Below are 21,546 nucleotides of genomic sequence, written 5' to 3' on the forward strand. Positions count from 1 at the left end.
GCCCTGCCTCACGCAGCCAGGGCTGCCCAGTATTCCGTTCAGGCAGCCAAGGCTGCCACCAGTCGCTCGATCTCCGCACTGCTCGCCGCCGTCGCCGCCGCGAGCTGGCTGCTGAAGTCGCCCTTGCCCAGCGCCGGGCCTTCAAGGCCCAGCCCCTCGGGCAGCGCCCGCCCAAGGCCTTCAGGCAGCGCCCGTCCAAGCCCTTCGGGCAGGGGCAGCGCGCCCGATGCAAACAGCACCGGGTCGAGTGCCAAGCCATCCAGCACGCGGCCACCCAAGACTCCGCCATCCAGGACTCCGCCATCCAGGGCCGCCTGCTGGTTGCCGCCAGGATCAATCGACCCCGTGCTGCCCGGCGGTGCCGGCGGTGCCGGTGGCGGCGGGGGCGGAGCCGGCGGCGGTGCGCCCGTGCCCGTGCCCGTGCCCGTGCCCGTGCCAGTACCCGTACCCGTACCCGTGCCCAGGCCAGTACCGAGACCTGTACCGAAGCCACTACCCAGGCCGCCCAGGCCGCCGCCGCCCAAGCTACTGCCGCCCAGGCCACCACCACCCAGGCCACCACCACCCAGGCTGCCGCCACCGAGGCCGCCGCCACCGAGGCCACCGGCGCTACCGCTGCCGCCGCCGGTACTGGTGCTGTTGCCGCTGCTGTTGCCCGGGGCCGCGTTGCTGGTCGAGATACTGTCAGAGCCGTAGCGCGCGCTCAGCGCCCCGTCGCCGCCCGACATCGAGGTGCGCACGATGCTGAACGCATTGGCGCCCGCCGACGGGTCGCTGGTCATGTTGCTGCCGGTGATGCCGCTGCCGCTGGTATTGCCAGCGCCAGACGCCGCCACCGAACCCGTGGTCTGCGACGTGATATTGCCGCCCGGCGGCGGCGGCGGCGGCGCCACTTCGACCGGCGCCACGTTGACCACTGCCAGCGCGGTCGGCGGCGGGGGTGGTGGCGGCGGCGGCGGTGGTGGCGGGGGTGGCGGGGGTGGCACCGCCGCCACCGTCACCTTCACATCCGTGGTTGCCGTGGCATTGCTGCCATCCGTCGCCGTCACCCGCACGGTATAGCTGCCGGCCGTCAGGTTGCCGGTCTTCCTGATCACCACTTCGCCGCCCACCACGGCTACCGTGAAGGCGTTCGGCACCGTGTTGCCGCCAAGCAAGGTCACGCCGGTAATCGTCAGCGTGTCGCCGGTATCCACATCGGTGAACCGGCTCACCGGGAACTTGATCTCCAGGCTGCGGTCCGCCTGCACGCTGCTATCCGTCACCGCCGGGCCGGCGAAGACCGGCGCGTCGTTCACCGCCGTGGTCACGATGCTCGCCGTCGAACTGGCGGTCGAGAACGCACTCGACCCGCCCGACGCGCTGGCATCCACCTTGGTGCCGAACCCGCCTGAGGTCTGGTCCCAGGCCTGGAAGCTGACCGTACCGCCGCCGGCATTCTCGCCATTGGGCTGGAAGCGGATCTTGTCGCTCGGCCGCAGCAGCAAGGCCGAACTGCCGCTCACCGTCCCGACATTGCTCCAACTCGTGCCGCCATCGACCGAATACTGCCATACGCCGTTCGTCGCCGTCGTGCCATTCACCGCGATGCCCTGCACCGCGCCAGAATCAACATCCGACACCGTGCCAATGAAATCCGAAACCAACTGACCCAGATTGCCAGACTGGTCCTCCGTCAGACCCGTCAGCGTCGGCGTCGAAGACGTCAGCACAGGCGCGTCGTTAACAGCATTGCTGGTGATGCTGGCAGTTGAAGACGCGGTCGAGAAGGCAGTGGTGCCACCCGACGTACTCGCATCAACCTTGCTGCCGGCCGTGCCGCTGGTCTGATCCCAGGCCTGGAAGCTGACCGAGCCACTGCCGCCATTTTCGCCATTCGGCTGGAAGCGCAGCTTGTCTGTGCTGCGCAGCAGCAGGGCGGAACTGGTGCTGACCGTGCCGACATCGCTCCAGTTGGTGCCGCCATCGGTGGAATACTGCCAGACGCCGTTGGTCGCTGCTGTGGTGTGGATGGCGATACCCTGCACCGCGCCGGTGTCCACATCGGCCACGGTGCCGATGAAATCGGATACCAACTGGCCGGCATTGCCGCTCTGGTCTTCGGTGATCGCAGTCAGTGTCGGCGTCGCAGCCGTCAGCACCGGCGCGTCATTGACCGCCGTGGCGGTGATGCTGGCGGTGCTGGTGGCAGTCGAGAAGGCGCTGGTGCCACCCGATGTAGTCGCATCCACCTTATTGCCTGCGGTGCCGGAAGTCTGGTCCCAAGCCTGGAACGTTACAGAGCCCGAGCCGGCATTCTCGCCATTGGGCTGGAAGCGCAGCTTGTCTGTGCTGCGCAGCAGCAGGGCGGAACTGGTGCTGACCGTGCCGACATCGCTCCAGTTGGTGCCGCCATCGGTGGAATACTGCCAAATGCCATTGGTGGCCGTGCTGGCATTGATGGCGATACCCTGCACGGCGCCGCCATCCGCATCCGTTACCGTGCCGATGAACGCCGATACCAGCTGACCGGCATTGCTGGTCTGGTCCTCGGTGATCCCGGTCAAGGTCGGGGTGGCAGAAGTCAGCACCGGCGCGTCGTTCAGCGGCGTGACGGTCAGGGTGATGTCGTTGTTGCTGGAGACGGTTGAGGTATTGTCGGTCAGCGTCACCCGCACGGTGCGGCTGCCACCGGTGGGATCGTCAGCATTGGTGTTCTGGTACTGGATCGCCTGCAACAAGGTCTGAACCCGGGCCAGGCTGGCATCCTGATTGAAAACAACCTTCAGGTCGTTACCGGCACTGATCGCATTCGCCAGGGTGCCGATGGTGACATAATTGTCGCCGCCGCCATCGAGATCGACCTGCACATTGCTGCCAGCGGTGGTGCCGGTGACATTGACGAAGCCGCCCGCACTGGCAAATGACAGCAGATCCTGGGCCGATACCTTGCCGCTGGTGATCGAAATCGTGAGATTGCCGTTATTGAGATTGGCGCTATCGGCATCGCTGACCGTGGCATTGCTGCCGGAATCAATCAGCACCGCACCGCCATTCTCGGTGAAGGTGACGCTATCGCCATTGAGATTGTCAATCACCGGCGGATTAGGCGTGATCGATACGGTGAAAGTGGCCGTGGTATCGGCATCGCCGCCATTGCTGGTGCCATCGCCGTCATTCAGCGTCAGGGTGAAACCACGGTCACCGATGCCCGAAGGCGCCTGATAGCCGAGGCTGCGCAGCAAGGCCTGGATACTGGCGGTCGTTGCGGTGTTGTCGTCGAAAGCGATCTTCAGGCCGTGGCCGCTCTGGCCATCCAACGTGCCATCGACTACACCGATGGCGGTGCCATCCACGGTGATGGTCTCGCCTGCGGCGATAGTACCGTCGTCTCCGGCTTTCACCACCGTGCCATCCAGGGTGAATTTGCCGTTGGTAGTGCCGCTGCCCTGGCTGATGGTGAGGAAACCACCATTGAAATTGGTCGAGTCAATATCCGTCAGCGTTGCATTGCTGCTGGCATCGATCAGCGCCGAAGCACCGCTGCCGGCCACCGATGACGCCGTGTCGCCGGAAAGATTGGCGATTACCGGCGCGTCATTTACTGCCGTGATGTCGAGGTTGATGGTGCTTTCCGAAGAGGTCAGCGTGCCGCCGGTGCCGGTATTGCCGCCATCGCTGACTTTGACCTTGAGGGTCGCGGCATCGTTGCCATTCACGTTGCTGGCGCCGGTGTATTTCACGTTCGACGCCGTATCCAGATAGGTATGGATATTCGCCAGCGTGCCGGTCAGCGTCAGCGCCGCCGTACCCGAACCGCTCACCGTGACCGAGCCGCCGCTGGTGGCCGCCAGCGTGCCGGCCGAAGCCGTCAGAGTCACCGTCATGGTAGCGCTGGCGCCGGCATCGACATCGGCAAAGGTGATGCCGGAAAGATCGATATTGGACGCCGTGTCCTCGATTACCGTCAGGTCGGTCGGGATGGTGCCACCCACCGTCGGCGCGTCATTCACCGCCGTGATACTGAAATTGCCGGTGATGTTGGTGCCGGCCGCCTGGCTGCCGCCGGTACCGGTGTTGCCGCCATCGCTGAAGCTGACCGTGACCGCACGCGTCGTCGCGGTGCCCGCCACCGTCGGATCATCATTCGTGCTGTTGAAGAACACCACCGCGTTCAGCACCGCCTGGACATTCGCCTGGGTCGCAGAGGCATTGAAGGCAATGACCAGATCGGCACCGTTGCCGCCGCCAGCCGTGGCAATCTGGGTGCCGCTGATGGTGACCGCGCCCGTGCCGGAATCGTAGGTGATGCCGGAAACATTGGCGATCGAGAGAATGTCGCCGCTTTGATACGTGGCGAACTTCACTGTTGCTTCGGCACCATTGTAGTTGCCGGCGCTGCCATCGTGGTCGACATCCGAAACAGTGAAGCCACTCAGCACATAGGCCGAGGATACCTGCTCGGTATAGGCCGACGTCGCAACACTGCCGCTAATCGTCGGCGCATCGTTAACGGCGGATATATCGAGATTGATGGTGCTTTCCGACGAGGTCAGCGTACCGCCGGTGCCGGTATTGCCGCCATCGCTGATCTTGACCTTGAGGGTCGCGGCATCGTTGCCATTCACATTGCTGGCGCCGGTGTATTTCACGTTCGACGCCGTATCCAGGAAGGTGTGGATATTGGCAATGGTGCCGGTCAGCGTCAGCGCCGCCGTGCCAGAACCGCCCACCGTCACCGAGCCGCCGCTGGTGGCCGCCAGCGTGCCGGCCGAAGCCGTCAGCGTCACCGTGACATCGGACGAGCCGACATCCAGGTCGGCAAAGGTGATACCGGAAATATCGATATTGGACGCCGTGTCCTCGGTCACTGTCAGGTCGGTCGGGATGGTGCCGCCCACTGTTGGCGCATCGTTGACGCCGGTGATCGATACCGATGCCGTACCGGTGCCGGGCGAGGTGCCATCCGTGAGGCTGAAGGCCAGCGTCACCGAACTCGGCGGCGCATCCGAGCTGTTGGCATAGGTGACATGCTGCAGCACATCATTGACCAGCGCCGTGGTGGCGGCAGTGCCCGACGAGGTGAAAGTGACCGTGAGCGTGCCGTTGCTGCTGGTAAAGGTGGCGAAGGTCAGGCCGCCGGCCTGCAGATTGCTGCCGCTGATGGTGTAGCTGGTGCCGGCAGCCAGGGTGATGGTGTCATCCGTGTTGGCGCCGCCCTGGCGGTTCACGGTGAGCGAGGCACCGGAGAAATTGCCATTGCCGCTGTTGAGCGCATCCAGCTCGACATCGGCAGAGGTGACATCGCTATCGACGGTGACGGCGCTGCCGCCTTCGGTGAAGCTGGCGCCGCCGTTCAGGCCGGTGAAGACCGGCGTCTGATTGGTTGAAACCAGGACGGCGGCCGTGGAGCCGACCGAATTCAGCGTCAGGGCCGCATCATTGCCGGCGGCATCCTTCAAGCTGCCGCCATTCGTGGAGAGAGTACCCACCGTGATGCCATCGGAATCATTGTCACCGATCTGGGTGGTATAACGGAACAGCAAAGCCGTGCTGCCGGTGCCCGAGACATAGTCGGCATAGCGCGTGGTGGAACCGATAGTCAGCGCAATGCGAGGCGTGCCGCCCGAGGTATCGACGGTGATATTCTCACCGAAATTGACGGTGAAATCGAGATTCTGAGCCGCCGCATAGGTGTTGTTCGACGGCACCGACACACTGGTCACCGCCGGCGCGATATTGTCCACCGTGGCATTGGTGGTATCGGCGGTGGTCTTGGTGTTGCCGGCATTGTCGGTGGCGGTGACCGAGACATTCTTGTTGGTGCCGTCGATCGAACCGGCGACAATGGTATAGGTGGCGGTCCAGGTGCCCGACGAATTGGTCGCCGTCACCGCCGAGCCGCCGCCGAAGGCGCTGAAATCCACCGCGACACTGCTGATCGTGTCGCTGTTATTGTCGCCGCCCGCCGAGTTGTTCCAGGTCGCGGTGACCGTATCGCCAATCTTGTAGGCGCCGCCGGTGCCACTGGCGCCGGAAATCGAAATCTTGGCGTCCGTCACCGTCGGCGCGATATTGTCCACGGTCGCATTGGTGGTATCGGCGGTCGTCGTCGTGTTGCCGGCATTGTCGGTGGCGGTGACCGAGACATTCTTGTTGGTGCCATCGACCGAGCCCGCGACGATCGTGTAGGTGGCGGTCCAGGTGCCCGACGAATTGGTCGCCGTCACCGCCGAGCCGCCGCCGAAGGCACTGAAATCCATCGCGACACTGCTGATCGTGTCGCTGTTGTTGTCGCCGCCCGCCGAGTTGTTCCAGGTCGCGGTGACCGTATCGCCGATCTTGTAGGCGCCACTGGTGCCGCTGGCGCCGGAAATCGAAATCTTCGCGTCCGTCACCGTCGGCGCGATATTGTCCACCGTGGCATTGGTGGTATCGGCCGTGGTCTTGGTATTGCCGGCATTGTCGGTGGCGGTGACCGAGACATTCTTGCTGGTGCCATCGACCGAGCCAGAAACGATGGTGTAGGTGGCGGTCCAGGTGCCCGACGAATTGGTCGCCGTCACCGCCGAGCCGCCGCCGAAGGCGCTGAAATCCACTGTCACGCCGCTGATCGTGTCGCTGTTGTTGTCGCCGCCGGCCGTGTTGTTCCAGGTCGCGGTGACCGTATCGCCGATCTTGTAGGCACCGCTGGTGCCGCTGGCGCCGGAAATCGAAATCTTCGCGTCCGTCACCGTCGGCGCGATATTGTCGACGGTCAGGTTGCTGGTATCGTTCGTGGTGGTTGAACCGCCCGAACTGGTTGCCTTGACCGATACGTTGCGGTTTGTGGTGTCAACCGAACCAGACGTGATGGTGTAGGACGCCGTCCAGTTGCCGCTGGAATTGGTCGCCGTCACGGCCGTGCCGCCGCCGAACTGGCTGAAATCCATGGTCACGGCGGTGACGGTGACCGAATTGTTGTCGCCGCCGGCAGTGTTGTTCCACTTCGCCGTGACCGTATCGCCGATCTTGTAGGCGCCACCAGTGCCGCTGCCGGTGCTGGTGATGGTGATATTGGAGTCCGTTACCGTCGGCGCCGGATCACCGGCGAAATTCGTCGAGCAGACGTAGGAATTATTGAAGGTCGTTCCATAGAACTGAGACGACGAATAATAGCCATACGTGGTGAAAGCCCCGCCACTACTGGTCTGAACATATTTCGAGTAGAACAGGGTGTTGTTAGCAAAGGCGCTTTTGTTCCAAAACCCAACCAGGATATTCGTGCCGGAGGTATTATTGAATATCTTCGTTGAACCTGCATAATATGAGTCATTGCCCGTGCCGGTCGGTGACCCTGTCTCACCGGTAATGACGCAGCCGAGGCAATGGCCGATATCCTGCATGCCGGAAAGCGTGAAGGGCAGCACGGTCTCGATGCTGCCGGTGCTGTATTCCAGATCCCAGTCGCCATGGAGGCGGGTCGGGCCGGTGCGGTCATCGGAGGCCGCCACATCCACATCATCGCCCAAAGCCGCGGCCAGCTTATCGACATAGGCGCGGCCATCGGCATCGGCGGCGACCGTGCAGCCATAGAGCAGCACATCGCCGCCAGCGCGCAAGGAAGCACCGATCCGCGCCAGTGCATCGGCGTTGGCGTCGATGCCGGCGCTATCGAGATTGGTATTGGCCAGCAGGATGGCACCGTTGTGACCATGGGTGACGACATGAATCGCATCCAGGTTCTGATACGCGCTGAGCGCAGTGGCCAACGTGTCGAGATTGGTGCCGCGACCCATCACCAGCACCGGCGTGGACGGATCGACGCCATTGATCAACGTGCGCCAGTCTTCCACCGACCAATCGACCACGATGACCTGGCGCACGCCGCTGGTATCGGGCGGCAGAACGCCATCGGTGGCGGAGGCCACCAGCGTGGTGGCATCATCGTGACTGGCATTATCCGAACCGGCGTCAGTGGCTTGCGGCGCCGCGATATCGCTGGTCGGATCGCCGACCGGGCTCGCACTCGCGTCACTCATCCCGGCCAGATTCATGCCAGCCAGGGCCTGGCTCAATTGCTGCTGATGCGCCGCGCTGTCATCAGCCGAAGTCGCAGCGGCATGATCAGCCGCCGCATCCTGCTGCGCCTGATCGGCCTGATCCTGCTGCTGCTGCGCCGTGGCCGCCGCCGCGGCGTCGAACATCATGCGCGGCTCCAGCGCCAGCGCCAGGAGCGGTTGTGAAACGGCAGTCTTAGCGGCCTTACCTTTCAGAGAGCTATCCATCGCTGGCCGCGCGGCCACGGGACGAGCATCACTGCGCAGGGCGAACGCAGAAGTGGCGGGACGGTTCAACCAGCGTTCAAAGCGACCCATGGTAAAGCATCCCGTAATTTATACTTTTGATGGCATTCCAGTTGAAATACGCGGAAAGGTTATGTCGCTCCGCGCACTGATGATAGAGTACCACACGTTTAATGTATCAAAATCGGATAAACTAAGCCAGTATGCAATTCTGTCGGTTTGTGACACCCGGGCGGGTTTTTTCCTTTATGACATTGAAGTTAGGGGCATATGCTGGCATTGATGGAGCCGGAAAAGGTATCATTGGATACCCCTGCCTTTGGCATCGCGGCAGCCAGCCATCCTGCATCAGGAGTCGAACTCAACCTTGAGTGACATAGACCTGACTTTTACCACGCCGGATGATGGCAACGCTACTGACGCGGGCATAGCCTCCATACGCAAGGGAGAGGGGCTGATTCCGCCGCGCCTCCTGCCGTCGCCGGGCTTCGCGGCCTGGCTGGCAAATAGCGGTGGCACATTGGGTTTCACCACCTACCAGACCTCGCGGCTGTTTCTGCTCTCTGCGCCAGAAGGCGAGCTGCGCGCGCTGGAGCGCATCGTCGGATCGGCGATGGGGCTGATCCTGCGCGAAGGCGCCATCTGGGTGGCGAACAAGGAACAGCTCTGGCGTTTCTCCCATGTCGGGCCCTTCAAAGGCAGTCTCGGTGCGGGCAAGGAGGTGGATTACAAGGCGCTCTACATGCCCCGGCTGGGCCATTTCCTGGGCCCCGTCGATACCCATGACCTGTTGGAATGGGCAGTCTATCGCGGCAAGCAGTATGAATTGCTGTTTGTAAATACAAATTTCGACTGTATCGCCACGATTGACCGCCATTACGGCTTCGTACCGGTGTGGAAACCAAGCTGGGTCGGCATCCTGGGGGGCGGCGATAAAAGCCACCTCAATGGCATGTGCGCCCGCGATGGCAAACTGGCCTATGCCACCGCCTGTGCCCGCAGCGACACGCCGATGGGCTGGCGCAAGCAGCAGAAGGATGGCGGCGTGGTGATCGACATCCAGGCCGATGCAGTGGTGGGTGAAGGCTTCTCGATGCCGCATTCGCCGCGTTGGCATGATGGCCGCCTGTGGCTGCTGGATTCCGGCCACGGCGATTTCGGCTATCTCGACCCAGCCAGCGGCCGCTTCGAAAAAGTGGCGCTCTGCCCCGGCTTTGCGCGCGGCCTGTGTTTCGTCGGCAAGCATGCGGTGATCGGCCTGTCAAAGCTGCGCGCCAGCTCGTTCACCACCAACATGCCGCTGAAACAGCGCCTGGAGGCACGCAACGTGCCCGAGACCTGTGGCCTGCTGGTGGTGAATCTGGAAACCGGCCGGACCGATCACTGGCTGACGATCGAGAATACCGTGACCGAGCTTTACGACGTCGCCTTCATGCCCGGCCGCGACGATATCTACACGCCAGGCTTCAGCGAGCCGGCGCTGCATCGGGCGCTGCATCACCGCCCGCTGGATGCGGAAGGTGGCAACGGCATTCCCGATCCCCTGTAATCCAGGATCATCTTCAATCAACCAGTGTCGTCGCCAGCCGGACTGCAGAACGGCCTGGAAGCCTGTTGCTCAAGGCAAGAGCCAGAACATACATAAAATTGTATTCAGTTATTTTTAATATCTTTATTGTTGCTTTTCTTCTTTACAGAAACCCGTATTAAGAGCATTATTTTTGCAAGCATGGATCATCCCTGGCGACAACCGGTCGCCGGACATGGCATCATCCGGGGGAGGCAATTATGGAGCCGTTTGTAGGAGAAATTCGGATTTTCGGCTTTAACTGGGCCCCCACTGGCTGGGCCATATGCGATGGCACTGTGATCCCGATACGGCAAAACCAAGCCCTTTTCGCCCTGCTCAATTACACGTATGGCGGGAGCGTGAATACCAGCTTTGCCCTGCCCGATCTGCGCGGCCGCACCATGATCAGCCAAGGGCAGAACAAGAATTTCCCCAGCCTCACCACCAAGATCGGCAATACCGGCGGCAACGAAAGCGTGGCGATGACCGCCGCCAACCTGACGATCCACAGTCACACGGTTGCCGTGGTGTCTAACACTGCCGCCAACGTACCGGTTCCAACCAGCAACCTGTTGGGCAAGGTGACCGCGCCGACCAGCTACGCGGGACCGACCGCGCTGCCCTATACGGCCGTACCTGCGGATCCGACCACCCTGAGTCCAGTAATCCTGGATGCCTCGACAATCGGCAATGCAGGCGCGGCCACGCCGATCCCCACCATGCAGCCGAGCCTGGTGCTGAATTGCTGCATCGCCACGAGGGGTATTTTCCCGACGCGGCCCTAGCGGCGCCAGCGCCGCTGAACCCGGCGCCTGATTCTGGCCCCCAATCCTGGACCCCTGATCCCGACCTCAACGACAGAAGGAACACCGCCATGGCTGAAGCCTATCTTGGCGAAGTCCGCGTTCTGGCCTGCAGCTATGCTCCCGAGAACTGGGCGCTGTGCCAAGGCCAACCCTTGCCAATCAGCCAATATGAGGCGCTCTACGCACTGATCGGCACGGTTTATGGCGGCGATGGCAGAACCAATTTCAAGCTCCCTGACATGCGCGGCCGGGTCGCCGTTGGCCAGGGACAAGGCACCGGGCTGACCAGCCGTGTTGTCGGTCAATATATCGGCACGGAGACCGCGCCATGCAGCAATGCCAACATGCCAGCGCATTCCCATGGCTTTCAGGCGGCATCGCAGGCCAGCCAGTCGACCAATATCCCGGCGGGCGCCATGCTCGGACCCGTGGCCAGCGACCAGCGCTTCTACGTTCCAGCGAATGCCGGCACGCCGGTGGCGCTGGACACCACGGCAGTTAGCAGCACCGGGAGCACTTCGTCGACAAGCATCCCTATCGTCGCCCCGATGCTGACGCTGAGTTACGTCTTCTGCGTTACCGGCCTGTATCCGCAGCGCCCCTGAAACCAGACAGCACCAGTCGTTTGACGGCCCTCTCGCTTTAACCGAACTTCGGGAGACTCAGCATGGACGCCTATATTTCCGAGATTCGCCCTTTGGCTTTCGCCTTTGCGCCCGTGAATTGGGCGGTATGCGATGGCACTATACTTCCTACCAACCAGTATCAGGTGCTGTTTTCGTTGCTGGGGTCGCGCTTTGGCGGCGATGGCCGCAACACTTTCGGCTTGCCTGATCTGCGCGGCACCATGGTGAATGGCAGCGGTCAGGGTACCGGCCTGACAGTACGGACATTCGCGCAGGGCTATGGCGCGCCAACAGCGGCCAGCCCCCCGCTGCCCGCCCACAGCCACAGCCTGAACGCTCAGTCCCCCGCGGTGCCGGTGTTCAAGACCTCCGGCCAGGCCAGTCCGACAGCCGGCGTCATGTTCAGCCGCGCGACGGCCGGCGCGAATTTGAATGTCACCCTTTTCACCTACAGCAACGCTGCAGCGGATGAGACCCTGCATCCCTACACGGTGGCAGCGACCGGCAGCACCAATCCGGCGCCAATCCCGACCCAGCAGCCCTATCTGAGCATCCTTTATGCCATCTGCATCGCCGATGCAGAGTATCCGATCAAGGCGGATTGATACCGGGTTGCCGCGCGGCTAATTGAAGCTGCATTGCAGCAGCAGCGGCTGCGTCATGTCGTGATTGTTGCCGCCAACCCGGCCCACCGGCACCAGGAACACCATCATCTTGCCGAGCGCCTTGTGATTGAGCGTGAGCGTGCCCTGGCCGACCTCGTAGCCCTGCGGACTGGCAAAGAACAGCGAAAACGGCGGGCGCTTGGCCCAGAGGAATTGCGGTTTGAATTGCGGTGTGTCGCTGATCGAGAGCAGGCGGAATTCCAGCTTTCCTGCCTGTTCATGCTCGACATAAAACGCCGAATTCACATGCGCCGCGAAATCCTGGGCGATACAGGTGCCGATATCGATTGCCATGCCGCCACCTCCAATACACTTTAGAGAAGAGATGGCGGCATTATACTCTGAATAGTGGTTATTATTCAACTTATAAGGTTGTTTACCCCGTTATGTATCAATTCGCGAGGCGCTTGAGCGCGGCGCGGTATTCTTCCGCCAGACGCGCCACCAAATCGCCTGCAGGGACAATCTGCTTCACCGCGCCGATGCCCTGGCCGCAGCCCCAGATATCCTTCCACGCCTTGGTCGCCGAGCCGCCGAAATTCATCTTGCTGGGATCGGATTCCGGCAAAGCATCGGGATCGAGGCCGGCGGCCTTGATCGATGGCTTGAGATAATTGCCATGCACGCCGGTGAACAGGTTGGAATAGACGATGTCGTCGGAATTGCTTTCCACGATCATCTGCTTGTAGCCATCCGCCGCGCGGGCCTCATGGGTGGCGATGAAAGCTGAACCGATATAGGCGAAATCGGCGCCCATGGCGCGCGCCGCCGCCACCGCGCCACCCGTGGCTATCGAGCCGCTCAGGGCCACCGGGCCATCGAACCACTCACGGATTTCCTGGATCAGCGCGAACGGGCTCTTGACGCCGGCATGGCCGCCGGCACCAGCGGCAACGGCGATCAGGCCATCGGCGCCCTTCTCGATCGCCTTGCGCGCGAAGGTGTTGTTGATGATGTCATGCATCACCACGCCGCCATAGGCATGGATCGCGTCGTTCACATCGGTGCGGGCGCCGAGCGAGGTGATGATCACCGGCACCTTGTATTTCGCCACCATCTCCATGTCATGCTCAAGGCGGTCGTTGCTCTTGTGCACGATCTGATTGATGGCGAATGGCGCTGCAGGGCGGTCCGGGTTGTCGCGGTTATAGGCGGCCAGGGTTTCGGTGATCTCGGCCAGCCATTCGTCGAGCTGCGCCGCCGGACGGGCATTCAGCGCCGGCATCGAGCCGATCACCCCGGCCTTGCATTGCGCAATCACCAGTTTCGGATTGCTGATGATGAAGAGCGGGGCGGCGATGATCGGGAGCGGAGATTGCGCCAGGGCGCCAGGCAGCTTCGACACGAGTATTTCCCGGTTGTTGTGGTGTGCGGCGGCCATGGTGCCGGGGCATACCGGCCAACGCAAGCGCCGCCACAGCCTGCCGCTGCGGCAGCCGAGTAAAAATAAACCGGGAATATCAGTCCATTAAATAGCCATTACCGTTCGGGCTGGCAGCCTTGCCGATGCAATTGTTATTGATAATTATTGGCAACTTCATCAAAGGCCCGGAGCTGCCGACATGACCAAGTTGCTTTTCGCCGTGCTGCTGCTAGTGGGGGGCCTTTGCCTGCCAGCCGGCACTCACGCACAGATACAGGCCCAGGCCCCGGTTCAGCCAGCCAGCCCCACCGCCGTATTGAACCAGTACAGCGATATCGCCCAAGCCATGTATGGCGATGCACTGGCGCGGGCCCGCCTGCTGCTCAAGCGCGTGGAAGCCTTGGTGGCGAAGCCCTCGGAGGCCAGCCTGGCTGCAGCGCGCGAAGCCTGGCTGAAGGCGCGCGAAATCTATCCGCAGACCGAGGTCTTCCGCTTCGGCAACAAGATCGTGGATGAATGGGAAGGCCGCGTGAATGCCTGGCCGCTGGACGAGGGCCTGATCGACTATGTCGATACCGGCCGCTACGGCGAAAGCTCGGATGCCAATCCATGGTACGCCGCCAACATTATCGCCCATCCGAAGCTGAGCATCGGCGGCAAGAGGGTGGAAACCGCACAGATCACCTGGCGCACCTTGCGCGGCCTGCAGGAAGCCGGCGGCGTGGAGGCCAATGTCGCCACCGGTTATCACGCCGTGGAATTCCTGCTCTGGGGCCAGGATCTCAACGGCACCAGGCCGGGTGCGGGCAACCGCCCCTGGACCGACTATGCTCAAGGGTCCGCCTGCACCCACCCGCCCTGCAATCGCCGCGCCGCCTATCTGCAGGTGGCGACCCGGCTGCTGGTGGATGACCTGGCCTGGATGGCGACGCAATGGAGCAAGGAAGGGGAAGCCCGCAAGACCCTGCTTGCCGATCCTGTCGCCGGTATTTCCAGCATCGTTACCGGATTGGGCAGTCTGGCTTATGGCGAACTCGCCGGCGAGCGCATGAAGCTCGGCCTGCTGCTGCATGATCCTGAGGAAGAACAAGACTGCTTCTCGGACAACACGCATAACTCTCACTACTACAATGTCGTGGGTATGCAGGCGGTGTATCTCGGCCGCTATGGCAAGCTGCAAGGCCCAGGCCTTTCAGCACTCGTGGCGGCCAAGGCACCGGCGCTCGATGCCGAGATGCGCGGCAAGCTGGATGCATCGCTCGGCGCCATGACGGCACTGAAGCAGCGCGCCGAAACCGTGGAGCGCTATGACCAGATGCTGGCGGAAGGCAACACCGCCGGTGCTGCGGTGATCGAGACGGCGATTGCCGCGCTGATCGACCAGACCCGCACGCTGGAGCGCATCATCGCCGCGTTGCAGCTCGGCAAAGTGAAGTTCGAGGGCTCCGACAGCCTCGACGCACCGGCAAAGGTGGGTAAGAAGTAATGCGACCGATGCCGCCGATAGCGCTGCTGCTGGTGGCGCTGCTGGCAGGCGGCACTGCCATCAGTGCGGCAGTTGCCAACGATACGACGCATCAGGGCGAAGACAAACCGGGCGGCGCGGCAACCAGCAAGGGGCCGCGCAACCGTTCGGCCTTTTCCAATCCGTCGGGCAACCTCTCCTTCGCGCGACAGCTTGATTTCAAGCTCGGCGACGGCGTGTTCCGCAAGCTCTGGGTGGCGGCACCCTCCTCCACGCGCAGTTCCGATGGCCTGGGACCACTGTTCAATGCCCGTGCCTGCCAAGCCTGCCATCTCAAGGACGGTCGCGGCCGGCCGCCCGGGCCGGAGGAACAGCCCTCCTCACTGCTGTTTGCCCTGGCACGGCCCGATGGCACGCCCGATCCGATCTATGGCAAGCAATTGCAGACCTTTGCCATCCAGGGCTTCGACGCCGAGGCCAGTGTGCATATCAGCCGCAAGCCGCGCACCGTCACACTTGCTGACGGCATGCGCGTCACCCTGCAGCAGCCGCAATATGACTTGCGCGAGCTGGCTTATGGCGCCATCGACCCGGCCACCACTTTGTCGCCGCGCATCGCGCCGCCGATGATCGGCGTCGGCCTGCTGGAACTGATCCCGGAAGCCGACATCCTTGCCCGCGCCGACCCGGACGACAAGGATGGCGACGGAATCCGTGGCCGCGCCCACCTAGTGGCGAGTCCGACCAACAATGGCACGCAGTTGCTCGGTCGTTTCGGCTGGAAAGCCAATGCCGCCAGCATCGCCGACCAGACCGCCATCGCCTTTCTCAACGATATGGGGCTTTCGACACCGGTATTCCGTGATGGCTTCGGTGATTGCACGGCAGTGCAGGCGACCTGCCGCGCCGCGCCTGATGGCGCCGACGATGATGGTGTGGAAGTGCCGCAGAAGCTGTTCGACCTCACCGTCTTCTATGCCCGCAATCTCGCCGTGCCGGCGCGCGAGGGCATTGATGCGCCACAGGTTCGCCGTGGCCAGAAACTGTTCGGCGATATCGGCTGCGCGGCTTGCCATGTGCCGCGCCATGTCACCGGCCCATCGGAAGACCGGCCCGAACTCGCCAACCAGGTGATCTGGCCCTATACCGACCTGCTGCTGCATGACATGGGCGATGAACTGGCTGATGCCGGCCCGGATGGCCGGCTCTGGCGCACGCCGCCGCTCTGGGGCCTGGGCCTGACCCGGCGGGTGAACGACCACGATTTCCTGCTGCATGATGGCCGCGCCGATGGCGTGCTGCAGGCGATCCTGTGGCATGGCGGCGAAGCGGCCAAGGCACGCGACCGCGTGATCGCCATGCGCAAGACCGACCGCGATGCCCTGCTCGCTTTCCTGGAGTCGCTATGATGCGCTACTGGCTTGCCACGCTGTTGCTGCTGTTCACCCTGCCAGCCCATGCCGCGCCGGACTATGCCGCCATCAACAAGGCGGCAGTGGAGAAACATATCCTGCCACGCCTTGATGCCCTGCAACAGGCAACCCAGGCTTTCGCCGCCAACGCGGCCAAGGGCTGCGACGATCTTGACACACTGCGCCAGGGCTGGCGCCAGGCCAACCTCGCCTGGCAAAACCTGCAGCATATCCGTTTTGGCCCGGTGCTGCTGTTCAACCGGCTGCAGCGTTTCGCCTACTGGCCCGATCCGCGCAATAGCGTGGCACGGCAGATGGCTGAACTCTTCGCTGCCGGCAAGCTGCCGGATTTCGGCATCGGCTCCATCGCGGTCCAGGGCCTCACGGCACTGGAGCGCGAATTGTTCGATGCAGCGGAAGTGACCAAGTTGCGGGCAGAGCCGTTCCGCTGCCAATGGGTGCAGGCAGCGGCCAGCAACCTCGCCACCATGGCAAGCGATGTCCGCGCCGATTGGGGCGCCGGTCGCGGCTATGCCGAGCAGTTCATCGCCGCCAAGGGCAATCTGGTGGTCTATGCCGGACCGGACGAGGCAACGCAGGACCTGTTCAAATCGCTGCATACCGCCATCGAACTGGTGGCCGACCACAAACTGGCGCGACCACTTGGCAAGACACCGCGTGAGCAAAAGCCGATGGCCGCGGAATACTGGCGCAGCGGCCAGTCCGGTGCCGCCATCGCCATCAATCTGGCCGCCGCACGCGATCTCTTTGCCCAGGCCATCGCGCCAAACCTTGCCGACAAGGCCCAGGCAGCCGAGCTCAGCCGGCGCTTCGAGGATCTGGCCCAGCGCACGCACGGCCTTGATTTCGAAAGCGCGTTGGCCAATCCGGCGCAGCGCGCGATGCTGGACAAGCTGCGCGCCGATGCCGGGGCGCTGAAAAATCTGCTGGCGGAAAAGCTGGCGCCGGCATTGGATATACAGGTGGGCTTCAATGCGCTCGATGGCGACTGAGGCGATTGCACCGAGCCGGCGCGGCCTGCTGCTCGGCCTAGCCGCACTACCGCTGTTTGGCGCCGCAGCGATGGCTGAGACATCCCTGGTCTTGCTGGCCTGTGGCGGCGATGCCGAAGGTCAGGCCAGTTTCGGCCTGGATGCGACAGGCGATGTGCTGTGGCGCCACACCTTGCCAGGACGCGGCCATGGTATGGCCATGGCACCGGATGGCAGACATGCCGTGATCTCCGCGCGGCGGCCAGGACAATGGCTGCTGCAGCTTGATCTTGTGAGCGGCCACAGCGAAATCTGGCCCTGCGATGAACTCGCCTATGGCGGCCATGTCATCTATCTCGATGCCGCGAGATTGGCGGCAACCGCCAGCGACGCCGATGGCCAGGGCTGTATCGCCGTGCTCGATGCCAAGACCGGGCAGCGCACCGCGCTCTGGCCGACCGGTGGTGTCGATCCGCATGAATTGCTGCTCGTGAAGGGCGCACTGGTGGTCGCGAATGGCGGCGACGCGCTGGAACCCTCCAATCTGGTACGGCTTGATCCGCGGACCGGCGCGATGCTGGCGCGAACAGAAGTACCGGCGGAATTGCGCCGCCTCAGCCTGCGCCATATGGCGGCCCTACCCGATGGCAGCGTGGCAGTGGCAGCACAGGATCGCGGTGCCGCCGACCCGGCCGTGCCGCTGCTGGCTTTCTGGCACGGCGCGGATATCCGCTGGGCCGCGCTGGGCACCGAGCAGGGCGGCATGCGCGGCTATTGCGGCGCTGTTGCCGCATTGGGGCAAGAGAAGCTATGCGTCACCTCACCGCTCGGTGGCCAGGCTGTGCTGCATCCTGCCGGCAACGTGTTGCGTCTGCCCGATATCTGCGGGGTGACGGCCTTGCGGGATGGTTTCGCCCTCAGTGGCGGGCGCGGCGACCTGCTGCTGCCCGATGGCAGCCAGCGGCGCCATGCCATCGCCTGGGATAATCACCTGCACGCCCTGGCGGGCTAAGACTCAAGCGTTGCTGAGAATCCGCCGCGCCTGCAGCAGGTGCGGCACATCCACCATCTGGCCATCGAGCTGCGCCGCACCGATGGCACCATCCTGTAAAACATCGACGACGCGTCGCGCCCAGGCAATCTCCGCTGCCGTGTAGCTGAAGGCTGTGTTGATGACGGCCACCTGCGACGGATGGATCGCCGCCTTGGCGCTGAAGCCATCACGCCGCGCCACGCCCGCTTCCGCCGCCAGGCCTTCCGGGTTACGGATATCGGTGTAGACCGCGTCGATCGGCACCACGCCGGCGGCGCGGGCGGCAAACAGGCAGAGGTTACGTGCCAGTTGGAATGGCGCGGTGTAATGGCCCTCTGCATCGCGGTTGCCGCTGCTGCCGATGGCAGCAGCGAGGTCTTCCGCACCCCAGAGCAGGCCGGCGAGACGCGGATGTTTCCAGGATTGCGCCGCCAGCGACAGCGTGCCGGCAGCGGTTTCCGAACAGATCGCGATAATGCGGGTCCGCCCGGCATCCGCCGGTGCTTCCAGTCCGGCCAGCAGCCGCGACAGCCGCTCGACATCCTGCGGCCCTTCCGGCTTCGGCAGCATGATGCCATCGGGCCGCGCTGGCATCACCGCCGCCAGATCATCGCCATGCCAGCCGCCATCCAGCGGATTGATGCGGACATAGAGCCGCTGTTCCGGCCGGCGTGGCGTCGCCAGAGCTTCGGCCACGGCGATGCGCGCTGCCGCCTTGGCGTCCGGCGCCACCGAATCCTCGAGATCGAGGATCACCACATCGGCATCGCCGGTCAGTGCCTTGGCCATCATCTTGGCCGAGGCACCGGGGGCGAAAAGCAGCGAGCGCATCGCAATCAGGCTTTCGCCTGATCGACGGGCTTCTTGCGCATCAGTGCCTGACGCTCACAGCTCGCCACCATCTCGCCATGCTGATTGAAGGTTTCATGGAAGAAAGTGACAATGCCTTCCTTGGGCCGCGACTTGCTCTCGCGCTTGTTCAACACCGTGGTGCGTACGCGCACGGTATCACCCTGGAATAGCGGCTTGGGGAATTTCACATTGGTCATGCCGAGATTGGCCAGCGTGGTGCAGAAAGTGGTGTCGTTCACCGACATGCCGACCATCAGGCCAAGCGTGAGCAGGCTGTTGACCAGCGGCTTGCCCCATTCTGACTTGGCGGAATAATGCGCATCAATGTGCAACGGCTGCGTATTCATGGTCAGCAGCGAGAACCACATATTGTCGGCCTCGGTGATGGTGCGGGTCCATTCGTGATTGAACACCATGCCATCCTTGAACTCTTCAAACCATAAACCGGCCATCAGCGTGTCTCCTCTTCTACTGCCAGGTCAATCTCGATCAATGTGGCACCAGCCGGCACGATATCGCCTGCGGCATGACGGATGCTCGCCACCACACCGGCCTGCGGCGCGGCAAGCGTGTGCACCAGCTTCATCGCTTCCATCTGCGCTACGGCCATGCCGGCCTCGACACGGTCGCCGACCTTGACGTAGATCTGCGCCACGAGGCCATGCAACGGCGCCGTGATGCGGTTGCCATTGGCGGTCTCCGCCTCCTGGGCGCGCGGCGCTTCGCTTTTCAGGACAATTTTCGCCTGAATCGCCAGACCCTGACGCGCAATCAGCAGCTTGCCGTCTTCGCGGCGGCAAACCAGACGCTCCGGCGTCCCCTGCGGCGCAAAGCTCAACCAATCGGCGCCGGCAGCAACAGCGCCAATCGCCACGCGCTCGCCATCAATCACCGCTGCCGCGCCCTCACGGCCCTGATGCAACTCCATCTCCACGCTGCCGTATTCATCTTCCAGCAAGGCCGTGACCAGGACTGGACGCGCTGCTGCCGTCACACGCAGCGGATCGCGCAGCAGCCACGGATTGGTCCAGCCATTCGGGCCCTGTTGCGGGTGCTGCGCGCCGGGGCTGCACCAGGCCGCCAGCGCAGCAGCGCGCAACAGGCGCAGTTCGGCTGCATCGGGCTTCCAGCCATCGGGATAGGATTGCGTGATGAAGCGCGTTGTGGCACGCCCCTCGGCAAACAGCGGCTGACGTATCGCGTCGCGCAGGAAAAGCTGGTTGCTCGGCAGGCCCAGCAGGGCAAGGCCGCGCAGGCCGCCTTCCAGCTTGTCGAGCGCGCTTTCCCGTGTGCGGCCATGGGCGATCAGCTTGGCCAGCATCGAATCATAGTAAAGCCCGATCTCGCTGCCATCCGCGACACCATTATCGAAGCGCAAGGCCGACGGGCCGGCGATATGGGCGATACGACCGGTCACCGACTGAAAGCCGAGATCGGGACGTTCAGCGGTAAGCCGCGCCTCGATGGCGTGGCCATGGACCCGGATCTGTTCCTGGGTCAACGGCAAAGCCTCGCCGGCCGCGGCGATAAGCTGCCATTCCACCAGATCGATGCCGGTGATCGCTTCCGTGACCGGATGCTCTACCTGCAGGCGGGTGTTCATTTCCAGGAAATACGGCTGCTCATCGCCGGCTTCCATGATGAATTCTACCGTGCCGGCGGAATCGTAGCCGATAGCCTGGCCGAGCTTCAGCGCCGCAGCGAATAGTCGCTGGCGTGCGATGTCGGGCAGGTTCGGCGCCGGCGCCTCCTCCAGGATCTTCTGGTTATTGCGCTGTACGCTGCAATCGCGCTCGAACAGATGCAGCAGATTTCCCCGGCGGTCACCGATCAACTGCACTTCCAGATGGCGCGGACTGCGGATGTATTTCTCCAGCAGCACGCTGGCATCGCCAAAGGCCGATTGCGCCTCGTTGCGCGCGGCTTCCAGTGCCGCAGCGAAATCGGCGTCGCGCTCGACCAGCCGCATGCCGCGACCGCCGCCGCCGGCCGAGGCCTTGATCAGCACCGGGAAGCCAATCTGCTTCGCCGCCGCCAGCAACGTCGCCGCATCCTGGGCATCACCATGATAGCCCGGCACCGTAGGCACGCCGGCGGCTTCCGCGATGCGCTTGGCCTCGATCTTCGACCCCATCGCCGCCACCGCCTTGGGCGCTGGGCCGACAAAAATCAGACCGGCAGCCTCGCAGGCACGCGCGAAGGCGGCATTCTCCGAGAGAAAGCCGTAGCCAGGGTGGATTGCATCAGCTTCAAGCTGCTGCGCGGCAGCGATGATCGCTGGAATGCTCAAGTAACTATCCCGGGCGGGCGCCGCGCCAATACGGACGGCGGCATCGGCCAGCCGCACATGCGGCGCCTCTGCATCGGCATCGGAATAGACCGCCAGGCCGCGCAAGCCCAGACGCTTGCAAGTCTGCAATACGCGCACGGCGATTTCACCGCGATTGGCGACCAGCACGGAACGGATCGGACGAGGGGAGTATGCGAACATGATCCTC

Annotated in this window: 14 protein-coding genes; 8 read left to right on the plus strand and 6 right to left on the minus strand. The window is 63.4% G+C overall.

The window, feature by feature from the left end:
- Positions 1–38 precede the first annotated feature (38 nt).
- Positions 39–8,168: a DUF4347 domain-containing protein gene (locus V6B08_RS01020; RefSeq protein WP_341977199.1), complete on the minus strand. Its 8,130-nt coding sequence runs from the start codon at positions 8,166–8,168 to the stop codon at positions 39–41.
- Positions 8,169–8,631: 463 nt separating this feature from the next.
- Here V6B08_RS01020 and V6B08_RS01025 point away from each other — a divergent pair, with 463 nt between their 5' ends.
- The 4 genes from V6B08_RS01025 to V6B08_RS01040 all read left to right on the plus strand — a co-directional run bounded on the left by V6B08_RS01025 (position 8,632) and on the right by V6B08_RS01040 (position 11,871).
- A complete protein-coding gene (locus tag V6B08_RS01025; RefSeq protein WP_341977201.1) occupies positions 8,632–9,813 on the plus strand; it encodes a TIGR03032 family protein in 1,182 nt (393 codons plus the stop codon).
- A 239-nt stretch (positions 9,814–10,052) separates the two neighbouring features.
- Complete coding sequence (locus V6B08_RS01030; RefSeq protein ID WP_341977203.1) at positions 10,053–10,619, plus strand: phage tail protein; 567 nt, start codon at positions 10,053–10,055, stop codon at positions 10,617–10,619.
- Positions 10,620–10,708: 89 nt separating this feature from the next.
- Complete coding sequence (locus V6B08_RS01035) at positions 10,709–11,245, plus strand: phage tail protein (RefSeq protein ID WP_341977205.1); 537 nt, start codon at positions 10,709–10,711, stop codon at positions 11,243–11,245.
- 62 nt (positions 11,246–11,307) lie between these two features.
- Positions 11,308–11,871 (plus strand): phage tail protein, encoded by a 564-nt coding sequence (locus V6B08_RS01040; RefSeq protein ID WP_341977208.1) that lies wholly within the window; start codon positions 11,308–11,310, stop codon positions 11,869–11,871.
- 18 nt (positions 11,872–11,889) lie between these two features.
- Here the strand turns inward: V6B08_RS01040 and V6B08_RS01045 are convergent, their stop codons facing one another.
- On the minus strand, positions 11,890–12,225 hold the full coding sequence (locus V6B08_RS01045; RefSeq protein WP_341977210.1) for a DUF6916 family protein: 336 nt from the start codon (positions 12,223–12,225) through the stop codon (positions 11,890–11,892).
- A 97-nt stretch (positions 12,226–12,322) separates the two neighbouring features.
- The gene (locus V6B08_RS01050; protein ID WP_341977212.1) at positions 12,323–13,276 is read right to left on the minus strand and encodes an NAD(P)H-dependent flavin oxidoreductase; all 954 of its coding nucleotides are present in this window, start codon (positions 13,274–13,276) and stop codon (positions 12,323–12,325) included.
- Between the two features lie 217 nt (positions 13,277–13,493).
- On the opposite strand from V6B08_RS01050, the gene V6B08_RS01055 reads away from it, so the two are divergent.
- The 4 genes from V6B08_RS01055 to V6B08_RS01070 are packed head-to-tail and all read left to right on the plus strand — an operon-like array spanning position 13,494 to position 18,175.
- Positions 13,494–14,780 (plus strand): imelysin family protein, encoded by a 1,287-nt coding sequence (locus tag V6B08_RS01055; RefSeq protein ID WP_341977214.1) that lies wholly within the window; start codon positions 13,494–13,496, stop codon positions 14,778–14,780.
- A gap of 8 nt (positions 14,781–14,788) precedes the next feature.
- Positions 14,789–16,168, plus strand: a complete 1,380-nt coding sequence (locus V6B08_RS01060) for a di-heme oxidoreductase family protein (RefSeq protein ID WP_341977216.1) — start codon at positions 14,789–14,791, stop codon at positions 16,166–16,168.
- Positions 16,165–17,184, plus strand: coding sequence for an imelysin family protein (locus tag V6B08_RS01065; RefSeq protein ID WP_341977218.1), 1,020 nt, complete (start codon positions 16,165–16,167; stop codon positions 17,182–17,184). The genes V6B08_RS01060 and V6B08_RS01065 overlap by 4 nt, the downstream gene beginning before the upstream one ends.
- Entirely contained in the window at positions 17,165–18,175 is a 1,011-nt protein-coding gene (locus V6B08_RS01070; RefSeq protein WP_341977220.1) for a DUF1513 domain-containing protein, read from the plus strand. The genes V6B08_RS01065 and V6B08_RS01070 overlap by 20 nt, the downstream gene beginning before the upstream one ends.
- A 3-nt stretch (positions 18,176–18,178) precedes the next feature.
- Here V6B08_RS01070 and V6B08_RS01075 read toward each other — a convergent pair whose 3' ends face one another.
- The 3 genes from V6B08_RS01075 to V6B08_RS01085 are packed head-to-tail and all read right to left on the minus strand — an operon-like array spanning position 18,179 to position 21,539.
- Positions 18,179–19,027 (minus strand): HpcH/HpaI aldolase/citrate lyase family protein, encoded by an 849-nt coding sequence (locus V6B08_RS01075; RefSeq protein ID WP_341977222.1) that lies wholly within the window; start codon positions 19,025–19,027, stop codon positions 18,179–18,181.
- Between the two features lie 5 nt (positions 19,028–19,032).
- A complete protein-coding gene (locus tag V6B08_RS01080; protein WP_341977224.1) occupies positions 19,033–19,500 on the minus strand; it encodes a MaoC family dehydratase in 468 nt (155 codons plus the stop codon).
- Positions 19,500–21,539, minus strand: coding sequence for an acetyl/propionyl/methylcrotonyl-CoA carboxylase subunit alpha (locus tag V6B08_RS01085; RefSeq protein WP_341977226.1), 2,040 nt, complete (start codon positions 21,537–21,539; stop codon positions 19,500–19,502). The genes V6B08_RS01080 and V6B08_RS01085 overlap by 1 nt, the downstream gene beginning before the upstream one ends.
- Positions 21,540–21,546 lie beyond the last annotated feature (7 nt).

This window comes from Ferrovibrio sp. MS7, assembly GCF_038404985.1.
In the GTDB taxonomy this organism is placed as follows: Bacteria; Pseudomonadota; Alphaproteobacteria; order Ferrovibrionales; family Ferrovibrionaceae; genus Ferrovibrio; species Ferrovibrio plantarum.

Bases quoted from the DNA above. Each gene is read 5' to 3' on its own strand.
- V6B08_RS01020 (WP_341977199.1), bottom strand. From the start codon at position 8,168: ATGATGTTCGACGCCGCGGCGGCGGCCACGGCGCAGCAGCAGCAGGAT.
- V6B08_RS01030 (WP_341977203.1), top strand. From the start codon at position 10,053: ATGGAGCCGTTTGTAGGAGAAATTCGGATTTTCGGCTTTAACTGGGCC.
- V6B08_RS01035 (WP_341977205.1), top strand. From the start codon at position 10,709: ATGGCTGAAGCCTATCTTGGCGAAGTCCGCGTTCTGGCCTGCAGCTAT.
- V6B08_RS01040 (WP_341977208.1), top strand. From the start codon at position 11,308: ATGGACGCCTATATTTCCGAGATTCGCCCTTTGGCTTTCGCCTTTGCG.
- V6B08_RS01045 (WP_341977210.1), bottom strand. From the start codon at position 12,225: ATGGCAATCGATATCGGCACCTGTATCGCCCAGGATTTCGCGGCGCAT.
- V6B08_RS01055 (WP_341977214.1), top strand. From the start codon at position 13,494: ATGACCAAGTTGCTTTTCGCCGTGCTGCTGCTAGTGGGGGGCCTTTGC.
- V6B08_RS01060 (WP_341977216.1), top strand. From the start codon at position 14,789: ATGCCGCCGATAGCGCTGCTGCTGGTGGCGCTGCTGGCAGGCGGCACT.
- V6B08_RS01065 (WP_341977218.1), top strand. From the start codon at position 16,165: ATGATGCGCTACTGGCTTGCCACGCTGTTGCTGCTGTTCACCCTGCCA.
- V6B08_RS01070 (WP_341977220.1), top strand. From the start codon at position 17,165: ATGCGCTCGATGGCGACTGAGGCGATTGCACCGAGCCGGCGCGGCCTG.
- V6B08_RS01075 (WP_341977222.1), bottom strand. From the start codon at position 19,027: ATGCGCTCGCTGCTTTTCGCCCCCGGTGCCTCGGCCAAGATGATGGCC.
- V6B08_RS01080 (WP_341977224.1), bottom strand. From the start codon at position 19,500: ATGGCCGGTTTATGGTTTGAAGAGTTCAAGGATGGCATGGTGTTCAAT.
- V6B08_RS01085 (WP_341977226.1), bottom strand. From the start codon at position 21,539: ATGTTCGCATACTCCCCTCGTCCGATCCGTTCCGTGCTGGTCGCCAAT.